General features: G+C 40.3%; 12 protein-coding genes and 2 pseudogenes. 9 read left to right on the top strand and 5 right to left on the bottom strand.

Translation table 11 applies throughout. The features are described from left to right. Positions 1 to 55 precede the first annotated feature (55 nt). The 5 genes and pseudogenes from ribH (at position 56) to P20480_RS03105 (ending at position 5,613) form a co-directional block, all read left to right on the top strand. Positions 56 to 520 carry a 6,7-dimethyl-8-ribityllumazine synthase gene (gene ribH, locus P20480_RS03090; protein WP_006794268.1) on the top strand — a complete coding sequence of 155 codons (465 nt, stop codon included), beginning with the start codon at positions 56 to 58 and terminating at the stop codon, positions 518 to 520. Positions 521 to 535: 15 nt separating this feature from the next. Then, a complete protein-coding gene (gene nusB / locus P20480_RS03095) occupies positions 536 to 946 on the top strand; it encodes a transcription antitermination factor NusB (RefSeq protein ID WP_006794267.1) in 411 nt (136 codons plus the stop codon). Between the two features lie 85 nt (positions 947 to 1,031). Next, positions 1,032 to 2,006 carry a thiamine-phosphate kinase gene (gene thiL, locus P20480_RS03100; RefSeq protein WP_006794266.1) on the top strand — a complete coding sequence of 325 codons (975 nt, stop codon included), beginning with the start codon at positions 1,032 to 1,034 and terminating at the stop codon, positions 2,004 to 2,006. Then, a pseudogene (locus P20480_RS18695) lies at positions 2,003 to 2,490 on the top strand (phosphatidylglycerophosphatase A family protein). The gene thiL and the pseudogene P20480_RS18695 overlap by 4 nt, the downstream one beginning before the upstream one ends. Positions 2,491 to 2,526: 36 nt before the next feature. Then, positions 2,527 to 5,613: a ligand-binding sensor domain-containing diguanylate cyclase gene (locus P20480_RS03105; RefSeq protein ID WP_008132153.1), complete on the top strand. Its 3,087-nt coding sequence runs from the start codon at positions 2,527 to 2,529 to the stop codon at positions 5,611 to 5,613. A 41-nt stretch (positions 5,614 to 5,654) separates the two neighbouring features. Here the strand turns inward: P20480_RS03105 and P20480_RS03110 are convergent, their stop codons facing one another. From P20480_RS03110 to P20480_RS03120, 4 genes and pseudogenes are all read right to left on the bottom strand, one after another. Further along, complete coding sequence (locus P20480_RS03110) at positions 5,655 to 7,766, bottom strand: NHL repeat-containing protein (RefSeq protein ID WP_008132151.1); 2,112 nt, start codon at positions 7,764 to 7,766, stop codon at positions 5,655 to 5,657. A gap of 199 nt (positions 7,767 to 7,965) precedes the next feature. Further along, a pseudogene (gene dxs, locus P20480_RS18690) lies at positions 7,966 to 9,827 on the bottom strand (1-deoxy-D-xylulose-5-phosphate synthase). 101 nt (positions 9,828 to 9,928) lie between these two features. Continuing rightward, on the bottom strand, positions 9,929 to 10,816 hold the full coding sequence (gene ispA, locus P20480_RS03115; protein ID WP_006794261.1) for a (2E,6E)-farnesyl diphosphate synthase: 888 nt from the start codon (positions 10,814 to 10,816) through the stop codon (positions 9,929 to 9,931). A 2-nt stretch (positions 10,817 to 10,818) separates the two neighbouring features. Continuing rightward, positions 10,819 to 11,061 carry an exodeoxyribonuclease VII small subunit gene (locus P20480_RS03120; protein WP_006794260.1) on the bottom strand — a complete coding sequence of 81 codons (243 nt, stop codon included), beginning with the start codon at positions 11,059 to 11,061 and terminating at the stop codon, positions 10,819 to 10,821. A gap of 294 nt (positions 11,062 to 11,355) precedes the next feature. Between P20480_RS03120 and pomA the strand changes: the two genes are divergently transcribed. The 3 genes from pomA (at position 11,356) to P20480_RS03135 (ending at position 15,146) form a co-directional block, all read left to right on the top strand. Continuing rightward, positions 11,356 to 12,123 (top strand): flagellar motor protein PomA, encoded by a 768-nt coding sequence (pomA, locus tag P20480_RS03125; protein WP_008132143.1) that lies wholly within the window; start codon positions 11,356 to 11,358, stop codon positions 12,121 to 12,123. A 2-nt stretch (positions 12,124 to 12,125) separates the two neighbouring features. Further along, on the top strand, positions 12,126 to 13,046 hold the full coding sequence (locus P20480_RS03130) for a flagellar motor protein MotB (RefSeq protein WP_006794258.1): 921 nt from the start codon (positions 12,126 to 12,128) through the stop codon (positions 13,044 to 13,046). Positions 13,047 to 13,205: 159 nt separating this feature from the next. Beyond that, complete coding sequence (locus P20480_RS03135) at positions 13,206 to 15,146, top strand: DNA topoisomerase III (RefSeq protein ID WP_008132140.1); 1,941 nt, start codon at positions 13,206 to 13,208, stop codon at positions 15,144 to 15,146. 22 nt (positions 15,147 to 15,168) lie between these two features. On the opposite strand, the gene P20480_RS03140 is transcribed toward P20480_RS03135, so the two are convergent. Further along, on the bottom strand, positions 15,169 to 16,482 hold the full coding sequence (locus P20480_RS03140; RefSeq protein ID WP_008132138.1) for a M20 metallopeptidase family protein: 1,314 nt from the start codon (positions 16,480 to 16,482) through the stop codon (positions 15,169 to 15,171). A 112-nt stretch (positions 16,483 to 16,594) separates the two neighbouring features. Between P20480_RS03140 and P20480_RS03145 the strand changes: the two genes are divergently transcribed. Next, the gene (locus P20480_RS03145) at positions 16,595 to 17,452 is read left to right on the top strand and encodes a tetratricopeptide repeat protein (RefSeq protein WP_008132137.1); all 858 of its coding nucleotides are present in this window, start codon (positions 16,595 to 16,597) and stop codon (positions 17,450 to 17,452) included. Positions 17,453 to 17,855: the final 403 nt, after the last annotated feature.

Genomic DNA, 17,855 nt, shown 5'->3' with positions numbered 1-17,855 from the left:
GCGCAGCAATTTTTGCGCAATCGCAACCGCTTGAACTTATTTTTAGGGTTATCAAATGAAAATTATTGAAGGTAATAAGTACGCACCGGGCAAAAAATTTGCCATTGTCATTTCTCGTTTTAATGACTTTATTGGTAGCAGCCTACTTGAAGGTGCTGTTGATGAGCTAAAACGTACCGGTGGTGTATCTGATGACGACATTACTGTGATTTATGTACCGGGTGCAGTTGAATTACCTTTAGCGGCAAAACGCGTTGCAGCAAAAAAAGAGTATGATGCAATCATCGCTTTAGGCGTAGTGATAAGAGGTGGAACACCACACTTTGACCTAGTTGCTGGCGAGTCAAACAAAGGTCTTGCGCAAGTATCACTTGAGTATGATATACCGGTTGCATTTGGCGTATTAACCACTGAAAGCATTGAACAAGCTATTGAGCGCGCAGGTACCAAAATGGGTAACAAAGGCGGCGAAGCTGCTTTGGGTGCGCTTGAAATGGTTAATGTGTTAGATAAAATTTAAGTTTAAGGAATTTTTGTGAAACCAGCAGCAAGACGTAAAGCACGTATCTTAGCACTTCAAGCCGTTTATTCTTGGCAATTAAGCGGTAATGCAATTGCCGACATCGAGCAACAAATGTTGATCGAAAACGACGTTACTAAAATTGATGTTGAATACTTTAAAGATTTAGCCTCAGGTGTAGCTGTAAATTATAAGCTACTTGATGAATCAGTATCACCTCATTTAACGCGTCCATTTGATGACTTAGATATGGTTGAGCGAGCAATTTTACGTTTAAGCAGCTACGAACTTAAGTTCCGTGAAGATGTACCTTACAAAGTTGCTATCAACGAAGGTATTGAGCTTGCCAAAATATTTGGCGCAGAAGACAGTCATAAATTTGTAAACGGTGTACTTGATAAAGCTGTAAAGCATTTACGCAAGTAATAGTATTTTTCTCTGACTTTGCTTTCAGAGATTTACTTTATATAACCGTTAAAAGGAGAGCCGGCATAGGTCGGCTTTTTTGTGTATGAAGGAATTTGAATTAATTAACCGCTACTTTAAAGGTCGCGGTATTTCTCGTCGTGATGTTAACCTAGGTATAGGGGATGATTGCGCGCTTGTCACTGTTCCACAAAACTGCCAACTTGCAGTCACAACCGATACTTTGGTTGAAGGCGTGCACTTTTTTGAAGATATTTCTCCTCGCGCATTGGGGCATAGAGCGCTTGCTGTTAATTTAAGTGATTTAGCTGCAATGGGTGCTGAACCTACGTGGGTATCTGTTGCACTAACGTTACCGACAATAGATTCTCAGTGGATTGCAGAATTTACTGAAGGCATGCATGAAATTGCAGAATACTTCAATGTACAAATTATTGGTGGCGATACCACTCAAGGGCCACTTACCATTACTATTTGCGCTAAAGGTACCGTGCCGGAAGGTAAGGCACTTCGTAGAAGTGGTGCAAAAGTAGGTGATTGGATTTATGTTACGGGTCCTTTAGGGGACGCGGGTCTTGCTATTGAAGCACGGAAGCAAGGTATTAATATAGATCCTACGCATTTAGAATACTTAAACAATCGATTTGACTACCCAACACCGCGCGTTGCTGCGGGTCAGGTCATCCGTGGGCTTGCAACGTCAGCTATTGACGTATCAGATGGATTACTTGCCGATTTAACACATATTCTTGAAATGTCCCAAGTAAATGCAGAGATTAATGTTGAGAGTATTCCTACATCAGAGGCAATGAAAGCAAGCTTAGATTTTAATAAGCAATTACCGTTTATTCTTAGCTACGGCGATGACTATGAATTAATTTTTACTGTTCCCGATAACAATAAAGGTATGCTTGATTTAAAGCTAAGCCAATATGGTGTGGATATTACCTGTATTGGGCAGATAAAAAGTGGTAACGGTAAGATTGAACTTTTACAAAATGGTGAAATGTTTAACTTTGAGCAACAGGGCTTTGAGCATTTTACAAAGGAGCAGGTTTGAATAAAAACCGATTATTTAACTTAAAACGCCCACACCTAGTTTTTTGGTTTAGGGTTTGGTACTGGCCTTGCACCAAAAGCGCCGGGTACATTTGGCACATTTGCAGCATTGCCATTTATATTTATAACAATGCATTATCCAATCTGGTTACAAATAGTATTTGCAGTTGTGATCAGTGTCTTTGGTATTTGGGCATGCGGTAAAACAGCTGATGATCTGGGTGTGCATGACCATCCTGCTATTGTGTGGGATGAAGTCGCTGGTTACTACATCACCATGATAGGTGCAGCATTAAATTGGCAAACTTTATTAGTTGGCTTTTTACTTTTTCGCTTTTTTGTATATTGCAAAACCAGGCCCGATTCGTATGTTAGACAAACGCGTACATGGTGGCTTTGGGATTATGGCGGATGACGTGTTAGCGGGTATTTTTTCATTGATTTGTTTGCAAGCATTAATAAAAGCAGGTTTACTACCCTTTTAGTGTTTATATTTGATTAGTTTAACTAGGTGGCAGCGTATGATGCGATTTTTACTGGTGTGTGTACTGATGTTGTGCGCAATGCCAAGTGGGGCTTCAATTACTGACTATGTTGTTAAACAGTGGAATATTAAAGACGGGTTACCGTCACAATCATTAAAAAGCGTAGTGCAAGATCAGCAAGGCTACATTTGGCTAGGCACACAGTTTGGTCTGAGCCGTTTTGATGGCACTACGTTTACAAACTACAATACCCAAAATAGCGATTTTTTACCAAGCAATGGCATTAATAAGCTTTTAATCGATTCGAATGGACTACTTTGGGTTGGTACTAGAAGTGGTTTAGTGGTTATTAATCCAGCGACCTTTGCAGCGCAGGCATTTAACATTAAAGGCCCTGTAAGGGATATTCTAGAAGACTCCAAAGGGGGCACTTGGATAGCCGCAAACGGGTTATATTACGTTGGTCGTGGTCAAGTTAACTTACGCGGTCAATCTAAAGCTATTTTACCAACGGCTAATGCAACCGTTATAACTCAAATAGTGGGTTCAGTGAGCCAAATGGCGCTTTCGCCAGAAGGTATTTGGCTTGTAAACGATCGTCACTTGTTACGCTTAACTAAAAACTCCTCCGATTTTGCCAAACTGCGTTTAGAGCTTACTGCTAAAATATCGTTACCCGAGCGTTTAGCTCAAACGATCGTTCATGATCTTGCATTTTTAAATGGGAATTTATATTTAGCTTCAGAGCTAGGCGCTTACTTTTTAGATTTAGACGACGAGTTAAGGCCCTTTCCATTACCCAACGCGAATAACTCTGCTGTGTATAAATTCATGAGTGACAGCGATGGTGGTTTATGGATTTCCACTTATGGGCGCTTGTTATTCAGAGATAAATCCAGCCAATGGCAATGGGTTGAACCGAGCCAGCTAGATCAAAGTATTTGGTTTGCTGATATTTTTAGAGATGATAAAAATAATATTTGGTTAGCAAGCTTCAGTGAAGGGTTGTGGCTTGCTCACGAAGGGCGAGTAGAAAGGCACGCTGCTGTTTCACAAATGACTGAAGCGGTTATGGCGCTGAGCCAAGCTCCAGATGGTAAATTATGGGTCGCTAATAAAAGTGGTGTTGGTTATTTTGACTTGAATAAAAGTTATATTAACTTAATTCCAAGTAGTCAGTATGGACGTGCCTCAGTACACGATTTACAGTTTGATGGAGAGCGCGTATACATTGCCACTGGGCGAGGGTTGTTCGTATACGAAGACGATAAACTCTTTAGTGTGCCTGGGCGTGCACTGCGTGATAATCCCGTTTTTGCTATAAGTCGCTCTAGTAAAGGCGGGTTTTGGATTGGCACCGGCCGTGGGCTCTACAGGCTCAACTTTGCAGGTTTAACTCCCTTTGCTTATAACGCCTTTTTAGGCAGTAAATTTATAACTTATGTACTAGACAAAGGAAACTTTGGTGTCATAGGTACCAGTAAAGGTGCGTATTACTTTACTGATCGCGGTATCGAAAAGGTCGGGGATCAAACTTCACTTGAAAGTGCTTATATTACAAGTGTTTTGCATATTGATGGCGTGGGTATTTTAATAGGCTCGCTTAATGATGGATTATTTTACCGAAGCACGCAGGGCCAATGGCGACAGCTTGATGCCGCAAATGGGTTACCGTATGGCTCTATATTTAGCTTGGAGTACGACGAAAAATTAAATAACGTGTGGGTTAGCACCATGAAAGGTGTTTACAGAATGCCAGCGGAGCAGTTCAAAACAAACATAGAAAGTTTAAAAGTAGAAGAGGTGATTTCGTCATTCGATCGCCAGCTTGACGGCAAAGCTAACCAATGTTGTAGTGGTTTAGGCCATGATGCAGTTGTCAATATGGGCAGCTCAATGTGGTATCCGAGCCTACAAGGTGTTGTTGAGATACCTAAAAATGTAGAGCTATTTGGGGTGCTGTCGTTAAAACCAACTATTGAAACAATTACAACTCCTGAGCGTAATTTAACAACGGCTGCGCTAGGTAAAAAGCCGACTTTAGAAACTGACGAGCGAGACATAACACTAACCTATACGGCGATAGACTATTATGCGCCAAACAGTATTGAGTTTAGGTATCAGTTAAGTGGTTTGGACAATGATTGGCGTTATGCAAACACGCGCCGCGAGGCTATTTATACCAACTTACCAGCTGGGGCATTTTTATTTCAGTTAGAGGCAAAACGCCAAGGTGAAGATTGGTCAAAGGCGCAATACGTAGAGTATGAGTTTATTGTGCCAGAGCGGTTTGATGAAACGATTTACTTTAGATTACTGATCACCAGTGGCTTTATTTTACTTCTTTACTTAGTATTTTGGGTGCTTAAAGCACAAGAACGCAGAAAACAAGAAGTGCTTGAAGGTTTAATTACAGAGCGTACGTTAGAGCTTCGACAAGCGAATGATAAGCTTGGGCAAGTTAACTCACAACTTAAACTTGTAAGCCACTCTGATGAGCTTACAGGTTTGCGTAGCCGTCGTTTCTTGTTTGATCAATTACCAAAAGATATTGAGCATTTTCAACGTAATTCACAGTCATTACAGGCTCAAGGGAAATCACTTGTACTGGTTATTATTAATTTAGATAACTTTAGCCGTATAAATGATGCCTTTGGTCCAATTGCAGGTGACAGCTGTTTGCAGCAAATGGCTGCGCTATTAAACTCGCGTACGCAGGGCTCTGACTACGTAGCGCGCTGGAGCGGTGATGAGTTTTTATTACTTTTACGTGACTTTAAGTGCAATAAAATAGACAGTTACTCTTCAGAGCTTTGTAAAGCGATTGCAGAGTATTCTTTCCAATTACCTAACGGAAATATGACAAATATAACTGCCTCAATTGGTTGGTCTTTCTACCCATTACCCTTACTTGGTGGGCAAGTAATTAGTTGGGAAACCTCTATTAATTTAGCTGACATTTCGCTTCATCAAGTTAAAAAACGCGGTGGCGACGGTGTAGCCCATATTACTTTCGACGAGCAGCTAGATGCATTTGAGTTTGAACAAAACTCTAATGTAGAGCAGCAACTGGGTATGCTACAGAGAAATGGTTTGGCCGATATAAAAGTGTGGATGCGATAATACCTGACCAAAGTGATTGGTCAGGTATGGTGAGGTTAACGCTATTGATTTAGCCAAGCTGGTAATATTGCGACTGACTCAGGTGCCGTAAATGCAGTGCTTGCATCGGCGCTAATATCACCGCCGGCAATACTTAAAATATTGTTAAAACGCATAACTACATTATTTGATTTTTCAGCTACGTATAAATCTGTCCCGGTATACATAATATCGACAGGATTACCCAGTAGGGTATTTGGACCGCTAATCGTGGTACTGATGTTTACCAACCCCGATGCCATTGCCACGTTATTTAATACATATATTTTTCCATCATCAGCAACAGTAGTGCTACCGACATCAGAGAGAATTAACGAGCCACTTAGCGAGTCGTAGTCGATGCCATGTATATTAGTGGGCGCTTCTACTGCGGTTCCAGCATTTGCAGGTGTTATAAGTCTGTCTTCAACAGCAATATTTGCATTTCCGGCCATAAGCTTGCTTTTGACTTCGTCGAATACAGCAACGGTTCCATTTGTGAGTGCGACAAAAGCACGGTCAGTATTTACATCGTAATCAACGTCCCAAGGACGCGCACCGTTAGCAAAAGTAAGGGTCATTAATGGGCTTGCATCTCCTGTGGTACACGTTGAAAATATTGAGATACTTGGTGTATCTGCGTTATTTTCTGCAACCAAAATCATACCGCTATCAGAAGCTACATCAAGACCTTTAGGAGATATAAGGCCTGTATTTGTTCCAGTAATAATACTGTCTTGGTTTGTATTATACGTTTGTCCATCTCTGTTTATTGCCACCTTATTTGAAATAGCAATACCGCCAATAGAAGTTGTACTGTTATCGAACGTTGTATAGCTATTACCTGCTTTATCAAAAGTTACACTCTCGATAGTTTGACCCGCATTATAGTTGCCAATTTCTGTGCTAAGTTGTGAACTTAATCGACTAATTTGCCCCGTTGTTTCACCTGTAGTACCCGGATTACTGCTAACAGCAACCCCAAGTAGCGCCATATTAGCGGCATTACTATCTGAAATATCAGCCATTTCATTTTGCATACCCAGTTTGGTAATTGACTCAGGTTTAATAGTTGAAGTGACTAAGTCTGGAGTAATATCGCCGCTTTCACCTGAAAAAATATTGCTAAATACAAGAACAGCATCATTTGATTTTTCGGCTACACGCAAGTCACTCCCTTCAAGGCTAATATCAACCGGGTTACCAAGCATTGTTGCTGGGCCGGCAATACTGCGTGCAACGCTCACTAAGCCATCTGCGGTTGATGCATTATTGATTACAAATAACGAACCATCGGTTGCATCTGATGCACTGCCTACATCAGATAAAACAAGTTTATTAGTATTTGAATCATAAACAATGCCATGAATATTTACAGATATTTGCGTACCATCATTATTGCTAGGGGTAATTGTACGACTTGGCATAGCGGCAAATTCACCACCAACAAAATTATCGTAAACGGCTACATCACCATTTGTAAGTGCTACATAAAGACGGTCATTTGTTTCATCATAATCAACATCCCACGGTGCAGCTTCTGTTATGGTTGTGCCTAATGGCGTTGCGTTACCCGCGGCTGTAGCGCCAAAAGTAGTTATCTGCATCGCGCCAAAGTCAGCAATAAAAATAAGGCCACTTTTTTGTGCTACGGCAATTCCTTTAGGGTTTACGAGCGTAGTGTTAGCACCTGTTATTTCGCGATCAGTATTTGCATCATAGCTGCTGCCATCAGCACGGTTAGCAAGCTGACAGATAGTTTTAATACTGCCACTTTCGCTGTCGCTTGCTTGTAATAAATTACCTAAGCTATCAAAAGCGACGCCTTCGTTGGCTGTTGTGTTGAAAGTTTTTAATTTAGAAGCGCTTTGGTCAATTAAATCAATGGTACCCGTGTTGGTTTCTCCATTATTTGCCAAAATAAATGTGGCTGATGCAAAGCCTGGGTTGCCATTTGTTCCATCGGTACCATTTTGTCCGTCGGTGCCTGCAATACCATCTACGCCGTTTTTACCATCGTCTGAGCTACAGCCTGTAATGCCGATTAATACTGCAAGTGTTAACGCTGAAAAACTAAGTGTATGTTTCAGTGTGTTTTTTTGTGCTGAATGAGTTGTTAAATTTGCTTTATTCATCATTTTTACCTTTTATATATTCCATCAAATTTAGGTAAATAACGCACTTGCTTATAAGGCAAAGACTAAGCAGCACTAATTATTTACATGTTAACCTCACAGCAATAACGGCTTAAAAGTTAAGTTGGATGCAAAAAATAATAATAAAAACGAAAAAGGAGCCAACAGGCTCCTTTCTTTAAACAGTTAAAGTAATTAACTAAGCAGTAAATGACCTTATTGAACTTAAAATACCTTGCTCGCCTAAGCCCATTTCATCGTGCATTTCGTCTTGCGTACCGTGCTTAATAAACTCATCAGGAATACCTAAGTTAAGTATTTTAACATTGGCCTGTTGGCTAGCTAAGTATTCGTTAACCGCAGAGCCTGCGCCACCGGCAATGGCATTATCTTCAAGTGTAACAATGACATCATGATTTTTAATAATGTCGTTTAACAGTGAAGTATCAAGCGGCTTTATAAAGCGCATGTTAACAAGCGTTGCATTAAGTTCAGTTGCAGCAAGTTGTGCATTTTCAAGCAATGTACCAAATGACAAAATGGCAATCTTTGAACCTTCTTTTACTGTACTTGCTTTACCAATTTCGAAAAGTTGCATATCGCTTTGAATATCTGCCGTACCAGCGCTTCCACGAGGGTAACGAACAGCAACCGGGCAATTAGCTTTGTAACCGGTGTACAACATTTGGCGGCATTCATTAGTATCGCTAGGTGCCATAATAACCATATTAGGTATACAACGCATAAAGCTGAGATCGTATGCGCCTTGATGTGTTTCGCCATCGGCACCAACAATACCGGCTCGGTCAATGGCAAATAATACAGGGAGGTTTTGTAATGCAACATCGTGAATGAGCTGATCGTATGCGCGCTGTAAAAAGCTTGAATAGATAGCAACAACAGGCTTTAAGCCTTCACATGCAAAACCTGCGGCTAGAGTTACAGCATGTTGTTCAGCAATTGCGACGTCAAAATACTTATCAGCATGTTCTTTTGAAAAGCGCACCATGCCCGAGCCTTCACGCATGGCAGGAGTGATAGCCATTAACTTATCATCTTGCTGCGCCATGTCGCATAGCCAGTCGCCAAATACTTTTGAAAAGTAGGGGCGCCCGGTTTTGATTTAGGCAAGCTAGATGTGTTTGGATCAAACTTAGGGACGCCGTGGTAACCAATAGGGTCGGCTTCAGCTGGCTTGTAACCCTTACCTTTTTGCGTTTTTATATGAAGAAGTTGTGGGCCTTTTAAATTACGCATATTACGTAATGTATCAACCAGCATGTTTACATCGTGCCCATCAATTGGGCCAATATAATTTAAGCCAAGTTCTTCAAAAAACGTACCAGGGATAACCATGCCTTTAAGATGTTCTTCCATTCTGCTGGCAAGCTCTTTAACAGGCGGTACGCCAGACAGTAACTTTTTACTTCCTTCGCGAATGTTGGTGTAAAAGCTACCAGATAGAATACGCGCAAAGTGGTTGGTTAATGCGCCAACGTTTTCTGAAATCGACATTTCGTTATCATTTAGAATAATAAGCATGTCTGATTTTACATCGCCTAAATGGTTCATCGCCTCAAATGCCATACCCGCAGTAATAGCGCCATCACCAATAACTGCAACCGTTTTACGCCCTGCGCCTTCTTTCTGCGCAGCAATTGACATGCCCAAAGCTGCAGAAATTGAGGTGCTAGAATGGCCAACACTGAATGTGTCGTAGTCACTTTCATCTCTAAATGGGAATGGGTGCAGACCATCCTTTTGGCGAATAGTATGCATTTGGTCGCGGCGACCCGTTAAGATTTTATGCGGGTAAGCTTGATGCCCAACATCCCACACTACACGATCTTCTGGTGTGTTATATACATAATGAAGTGCAACTGTAAGCTCAACTGTGCCTAAACCAGACGCTAAATGACCGCTACTTTGCGATACAGAGTTAAGTAAATACTCACGTAGCTCATTGCTAAACTCGGGAAGTTTATCTTGCGCTAAGTCTCGTAATTGAGCTGGTTTGTCAACCAAGTTAAGTAATGGATACTTGCTACTATCAAGTGTCATGGCTTTTTTATATCCTTCGATCACATTCGCTTTCAAATGGGAGTGAACAACGAATGTTAAGTAATAATGTCAGTGCTATTTGCAATACGCTTAAACTGTGACTAGTGGTCACGTTCAATAAGGTAATTTGCCAGCGACGCAAGAAGCGTAGTATCTGCATCAATAAGTGCTAACGCTTCGTGGGCTTGTGTTATTAAATTTTGCGCCTTTTCTTTAGCGCCTAGCATACCTAATAACGCCGGGTATGTCGCTTTATTCGCTTCTATATCTGAGCCTTGTGGTTTACCTAGTATAAAGGTGTCACCTTCCACGTCTAAAATATCGTCGTGTACTTGAAATGCCAGCCCTATAGCATACCCAAAAACGCTCAAGTTTTCTAAAGTTTGTTCATCTGCTTTTTCACTGCACAGTGCACCTAGTGTTATAGCACAGTTAATTAGTGCACCGGTTTTTAACTTATGGATGCGCTCAAGCTCTTGTACAGAAACAACTTTGTCAGTTGCGGCAATGTCTAAACCTTGTCCTGCCACCATCCCTTCAATACCTGATGCATGTGCAAGTGCAGCAATCATTTTTACTTGTGATTGCGCTGAGCAATTAAAGTTATGTGTGGCTATAAGTTCAAAGGCGAGAGTTTGTAATGCATCACCCGCTAAAATGGCTTGCGCTTCGCCATACACAATATGGCAAGTGGGGTAGCCGCGGCGTAAATCGTCATCATCCATAGCTGGTAGGTCGTCATGTACTAATGAATAACTATGAATGCATTCTATGGCTGCAGCCAAAACGTCTAAGTCACTTTTTTTAGCGCCTAGCATTTCACCAACAGCGTACACCAAAAAAGGGCGCAGCCTTTTTCCACCATTAAATAAGCTGTAATGAGTGGCTTCTTTTATTGTTTTATCGCTATCGAGCGGTTGTTCAAAGTAGCTATTGAGTGTAGTAGCTACATCTATCTGAGCACGTTCAATATAGTCTTTTATGCTCACAACTATTCCATATCATTATTAAAGTTTGTAAGTGCTGACTTTTCGCTATTACCCATTAAAATAGATACTTTTTGTTCTGCTTGCTGTAGTTTTTCAGATGACGCACCAGCGAGTGCAATACCACGCTCGAACTGCTTTAATGATTGTTCAAGCGATAAATCACCTTGTTCCATTTCACTAACAATTGTTGATAATTCTTCTAGTGCTTTTTCGAAACTTAAGTTTTCAGGTTTTTTAGTCGCCATCTTTATTTCAGCTTACATGATAAATTTAGGAGCCAATTTTAGGGGGAATGCTAAACTAGGTCAAAGGATGATATGAGTTTTTTACATTTAGCGCGATTAATCGCGTGTTAATCAGTGTTATTAGTCAGGAAAACTCGATAATTAGGCAGTGCGCCTAACTTGATATAAAATAATAAATATAACTTTTATGTTTATTTACAAAAATGACTTAAGCAATTCAGTATGTTGCCGATAAGCAGTTAATAATAAAAAGTTTATGATAAGGCATTTAAACATGAAATCTCTGGAGGAAATGTGGATTTAGCAACCATAATAGGGATCCTAGGCGCAATAGGCTTAATTGTCATGTCTATGTTTATGAGTAGTAGCGGTGAAATGGGCATGTTTGCCGATGCGCCTTCAAGTGTAATTGTATTTGGTGGCTCGCTGTTTATTGTTTTATCAAACTTCACTATGTCTCAGTTTTTAGGGATAGGTAAGGTGGTTGGTAAGGCATTCATGTTTAAAATTGAGTCGCCTGAAGAGTTAATAGAAAAAGCAGTAGAGCTTGCGGATTCTGCTCGTAAAGGTGGCTTTTTAGCACTCGAAGAAGCTGAAATCCCAAACCCATTTATGCGTAAAGGCGTTGACATGCTTGTTGACGGTCATGACGCAGATGTTGTGCGCGCTACACTTCAAAAAGATATTTCCCTAACCACGACCCGTCATGAACTAGGTGCTGGCTTATTTAAAGCACTTGCCGACATAGCTCCCGCAATGGGAATGATTGGTACATTGATAGGCCTAGTTGCCATGTTATCAAACATGGACGACCCCAAAGCTATCGGACCTGCAATGGCCGTGGCACTATTGACCACTCTGTATGGTGCATTTTTGGCGAATGTAGTAGCAATTCCGATTCAGGTAAAACTAGAGCTGCGTAAAGACGAAGAAGCGATGAATCAGCGTTTGATTCTCGATGCTATTTTAGGAATTCAAGATGGTCAAAACCCCAAAGTTATTGAAGGTATTTTGAAAAACTACTTGGCTGAGTCTAAGCGTAAAGTTGATACCGAGGAGTAACCATGTCTGATGAAGAGTGCAAATGCCCACCCCCCGGTTTGCCTGCTTGGATGGGTACATTTGCTGATCTAATGTCGTTATTGATGTGCTTTTTTGTACTCTTATTGGCATTCTCAGAAATGGATGTACTTAAATTTAAACAAATTGCAGGTTCTATGAAATTTGCTTTTGGTGTGCAAAATAAAATTGAAGTTAAAGATATCCCAAAAGGGACATCGGTTATCGCTATGGAATTTACTCCAGGTAAGCCAGAGCCTACACCAATTGAAACTATTCAACAGCAAACCGTTGAAATGACTCAGCAAATGCTAGAGTTCCAGGCTGGTGATGAAAGTTCAGCGGGCGGCAGGCAAGAACAGCGAGGCGATAAACGTGGCGGTGAATCTAGAAGTACCTCACAAGAGCAGTCATCAGAACAAGCAATATCCGCTGCAGATCAAGAGCAAACAAATGAGCTGGTTAAAAAAATAGCGCAGCAGTTAGAAAGGCAAATAATAGATGGTGCAATAGAACTTGAATCATTAGGTCAGCAAATTATTATTCGTATTAGAGAAAATGGCTCGTTTCCTTCGGGCAGTGCTTTTTTACAACCTAAGTTTAAACCGATTATTCAAGACATTGGCGAACTTTTAAAAGACGTACCAGGTGAAATTACAGTATCAGGGCATACAGATGATTTTCAGGTATCAAATGAGTTATACGTAAATAACTGGGATTTGTCGTCTAAGCGTGCAGTGGCTGTTGCTAGCGAATTACAAACAGTTCAAGGGTTTGATAAAACACGAATGATGGTTGTAGGGCGAGCAGAAACTCGGCCGCTTGTGCCTAACGAGACAAATGAAGACCGGCGCCGGAATCGCCGAGTTGAAATATCTATATTACAAGGTAAAGCAAAAGAGTCTGACCCTATTGATGTGAGGTAATTCTCAAATTATAAAGCTGGGCTTAATTAGTAGCCCAGCTTTGAGTTTTACAAATTATTACCAGTCTCTATTTATTGAACCGACAATAAATCAAAAACTCCCCCTCTTTAAAATAGTTATGCTAAAATACTGTTTATATAACCAGTTGTAGGCCGGCGCATGAAACTCTACATCGCAGAAAAACCATCACTTGGACGTGCAATTGCAGATGCGCTCCCAAAACCACATAAAAAACACGACGGTTACATTGAAGTCGCAAATGGTGATTGTGTCTCGTGGTGTATTGGCCATTTGTTAGAACAAGCTGAACCTGATGATTACGATGAACGCTATAAAAAATGGCAATTAGAACATCTCCCTATAGTACCTGAGCAATGGCAGTTAAAAGCTAAACCTAAAACTCGTAAGCAATTAACTATTTTAAAAAAGCTAATCAAACAGGCATCAACGTTAGTTCATGCTGGCGATCCCGACCGTGAAGGGCAGTTACTTGTAGATGAAGTGATAGAACAAGCCAAAATAAGCAAAGCTAAAAAGCAAGGTATTCAGCGTCTACTTATAAGCGATTTAAACTTAGCTGCAGTTAAAAAAGCGCTTGGTAGTATGCACTCTAATCGGGAATTTATTCCACTAAGTGTATCTGCACTTGCACGTTCACGAGCTGATTGGCTTTTTGGTATGAACCTCACTCGGGCTTATACTTTAGCGGGACAAAAAGCAGGGTTTGGTAATGTACTATCAGTTGGGCGCGTACAAACGCCAATTTTGGGCTTAGTGGTAAATCGTGACACAGAAATAGCTAATTTTATATCAAAACCATTTTATGAGGTGCTAGCTAGTTTAGTTACTCCTGAGAAGCAGGTATTTAAAGCAAAGTGGGTACCGAGTAAAGCTTGCGAACCTTATCAAGATGAAGAGGGGCGAGTGCTAAATAAAGCATTGGCCGAAAACGTGGCTTCGCGTATCACTAATCAAACAGGAGAGGTGACATCGCTTGAACAAAAACAAAAAAAGCAAAGTGCACCTCTACCTTATAATCTATCAGCACTGCAAATAGATGCAGCAAAGGCATTTGGTATGGCTGCCCAACAGGTGCTTGATATTTGCCAAACACTTTATGAGCGCCATAAATTAATTACTTATCCTCGCTCAGATAATCGATATTTGCCTAAAGAACATCATTTAGATGCACCTTCAATTTTAAAAGCAATTGCAACTAATGACGGTCAAAAAGTGGAGTTAGTAAATGGTGCAAATACTAAGCAGCGCAGTAAGTGCTTCAATGACTCAAAAGTAGCTGCGCATCACGCTATAGTACCTACGGCAAAGCAATTAAAGTCAGCTAGCTTAGCCAAGGATGAAGCAAAAGTGTATCAGCTTATTTGTAGGCACTATTTGATCCAGTTTTACCCAGACTATATTTATAACGAAACTAAAGCAGAGGTGACAATTGCTGGTGGGTTATTTAAAGCCAACGCTAAACAAGAAGTCAGTTTGGGGTTTAAGGTATTAATGGGTAAATCAGAATTAAAAGAAGAGGCTACTTTACCTTACCTTGAAAAAGGGATGGACCTGGTATGTACACAAGGTGATGTAGTAGAAAAGCTTACTTCACCTCCCGCTCATTTTACTGATGCAACTTTACTAGGTGCTATGACGGGGATTAGCCGTTATGTAAAAGATCCACATATCAAAAAAATATTAAAAGATACTGATGGTTTAGGTACAGAGGCTACTCGTGCAGGCATTATAGAGTTGTTATTTAAACGGCGTTTTTTAAAGCGTGAAGGCAAAACAATCAAAGCCACCGAAACAGGCCTTGCATTAATTAGTGTTTTGCCTGAAGGTTTAGCAAGTCCTGACTTAACAGCAAAGTGGGAGGCGAGTTTAGGCAGCATTGCTCAACAAGCAATGAGCTACCAACAATTTTTACAGCCGCTGCTGGTGGAGCTTGAAGGCTTTGTAATGCAAGCAGCTAATTGCGATAGCCATGTATTTTCAAAACTGCCCCAAACACCGCCTAAAAATCGTTTTGCCAAGCGCAGTAAAAAAGCACCATTTAAAAAATCTAATTATAAAAAGAGCTCAACAAAAGTTTAATGGCTGAGCCCTTAAGTGGGATTTATTTTGTATTAAATAATGCAACTGCCGCATTACTCATGGCTTTTATACCAGTAGGTAAAGCTACTTTGTAATCTGGTGCAAATTTACTTGAGTGCAATGAAGGAAGTGTTTCGTTATTTTTCATCGCTTTTGCATATTGTTGTTGGTTAACTCCGCCTAACCAAAATAATGTAATTGGGATATTTTCGTCGGTACGGCCATAAAGACCAAAGTCTTCACCTGCCATTACGGCTTGGGTTTCAAGTACGTTTGTGTCGCCTATCGCATTTTTAATAGCACTTCGCACTATATTAGTCTGCGAAGGATTATTATAAGTAGATGGAATTGATTCATCCTCATGGACTATAACAGCAGGGTAATCGCTTTCATCTAGCCCTGCGCTTTGCGCAATACCTGCGGTTATGCGTTTTATTGCAGCAATTTGTGCATTGCGTACATCTGGGTTGTAACTACGCAGTGTAAGTTGCAGTTTCACTTCATCAGAAATAACATTATGTTTAGAGCCGCCATGTATAGAACCGACTGTTATAACAGATGGTTCTAAAGGTGAAAGTTCGCGACTTGTAATCGTTTGTAAAGCAAGTACTGTGCGCGCAGCAATAACTACTGGGTCAATAGTGGTATGAGGGTACGCGCCATGGCCGCCTTTACCTTTTATATTAATATCAACAGAATCCACACTTGCCATGGTATATTCATTTTTCATAGTTACTTTACCCGCAGGTACACTGGCACTAACATGCAATGCAATAACGTGGTCGGGCTTTGCGTATTTACTAAATAAACCCTCATTTAGCATCGCTTTAGCTCCACCTCCAACCTCTTCTGCAGGTTGTGCAACCATCATTAATGTACCTTTCCATTTATTTTTATGAGTAATGAGTTGCTCGGCAGTGCCTATAAATGAGCTCATATGAATATCATGGCCACAGCCATGCATAACACCAACTTTTGCACCATGCTCGTCAATAACTTTTACAGTTGAAGCGTAGGGTTTACCTGTTTGCTCGGTAATAGGTAAGCCGTCCGTATCTGTGCGTATCATAACTGTTGGGCCATTACCATTTTTAAAAATACCAACAACACCATACCCACCTACATTATCTGTAACCTCGAATCCAAGCATATTAAGTTGGTTAGCTATTTTTTTACCTGTATTTTTTTCGCTGTATGAAAGTTCTGGCGATTGGTGTAAATCGAGGTAAAACTTTTCAATACTAGGCATTGTTTTGTTTAGGTCTAGGTCAAGTCCTTTAGCTTGCAAAAGCGGAGCTGCAAATAAAAATGCAGCGCTAAGGTAAGATAGTTTCATGATTTGCCTCATTAATTGGTTATGTATGCCGAGTGATTTAGTTATACGACTTGTATTTATTATGTTAATCACCATATAAAACCCTAAATAGATAAGTATGGCAATCAATTCAATGAGTAATATAGTAAGTATTAATGCACAAAACCTTCAGCAGGTCCTTGGGGAAACATCACAACAAAAATTAGTATTACTTAACTTTTTCTCACCTCAAAGTCCTGATTGTATTGGGCAGGCTGCAATTTTAGATAAAATAGCAGCTGAATATACAAGCCATATAGTAATAGCGAATTTAGATTGTGATGCAGAGCAAGCACTAGCTTCACAATTAGCACAACAGGTTGGCTTACAAACGCTGCCTACGCTTGTGCTATTAAAAGACTCTGCCCCTGTCGATTTGCTTGCAGGTACTCAAACTGAGTCACAAATACGGGAAGCCCTATCTAAGCACTTACCTGCTCAACAGGATTTGCTATTAGAACAAGCTAAGCAGACTTTACTTAAGTCAGACCTCAATGCAGCGTTTAATTATGCAAAGCAAGCATACGAAATAGATAATACTAATGTACGTATTAAATTAGTGCTTGCAGATATTTGTATTCAAATTCACAAATTAGATGAAGCTCAAGCATTAATAGAAACGATTGATTCGCAAGATCAAGATGCGTACTTCAATAACATCAAAGCAAAATGCGAAGCTGCTTTAGATGCAAAAGATTCTCCAGAGATACAACAAAAGCAACAGCAAGTAGATAAGTATCCGAACGATTTAGAACTTAAAGAAGAGCTCAGTGCTTTATTAAACGAAGCAGGAAGAAAAGAAGAGGCATTAGAAGTGCTATTCAAAGTACTACAAAAGGACCTTAACTATAACGAAGCTAAACCAAGCTTTTTAGCTATAATAGCTTCTCTACCAGATGGCGATGCGCTAGCAGCTAAATACCGTAGAAAGCTATACAGTATTTTATATTAAAAGCTGATTATAAGTTCGGCTAAATAAAAGCACCTTTATTAAAGGTGCTTTTTTATTGATAACTCTTAGATGTTAAAGCAGAGAAAATCAGCTTAAAAAGTAAAGTTATACACAGGGTTTTGTGAGTAACTTGTGTTTAGGGTGTGCGCTTGCTTGGGGTGTAATTTAAATCACTTTTTTAGTTAAAAAAGGCTTGCGTTAAATTCGCGCCTCCCTATAATGCGACCCCACTGAGACGGCAGAGCAGGCAACGCTTAGCGAAGCAAGCAAACCACTTAGTGAGTCGAGTAAGACTTGAGTTTAGATTTTTATAAAATTTAAAATTAAGTGTTGACAAAAATACAGGAAAGCGTAAGATTCGCTTCCCTTGAGTCGCTAAGGCAACTCAAACGTTCTTTAACAA

This window comes from Pseudoalteromonas sp. BSi20480 (assembly GCF_000241365.1).
GTDB lineage: Bacteria > Pseudomonadota > Gammaproteobacteria > Enterobacterales > Alteromonadaceae > Pseudoalteromonas > Pseudoalteromonas marina.
The sequence above is the reverse complement of the archived record's forward strand: the minus strand, read 5'-3'. Positions and strand labels throughout refer to the sequence as shown.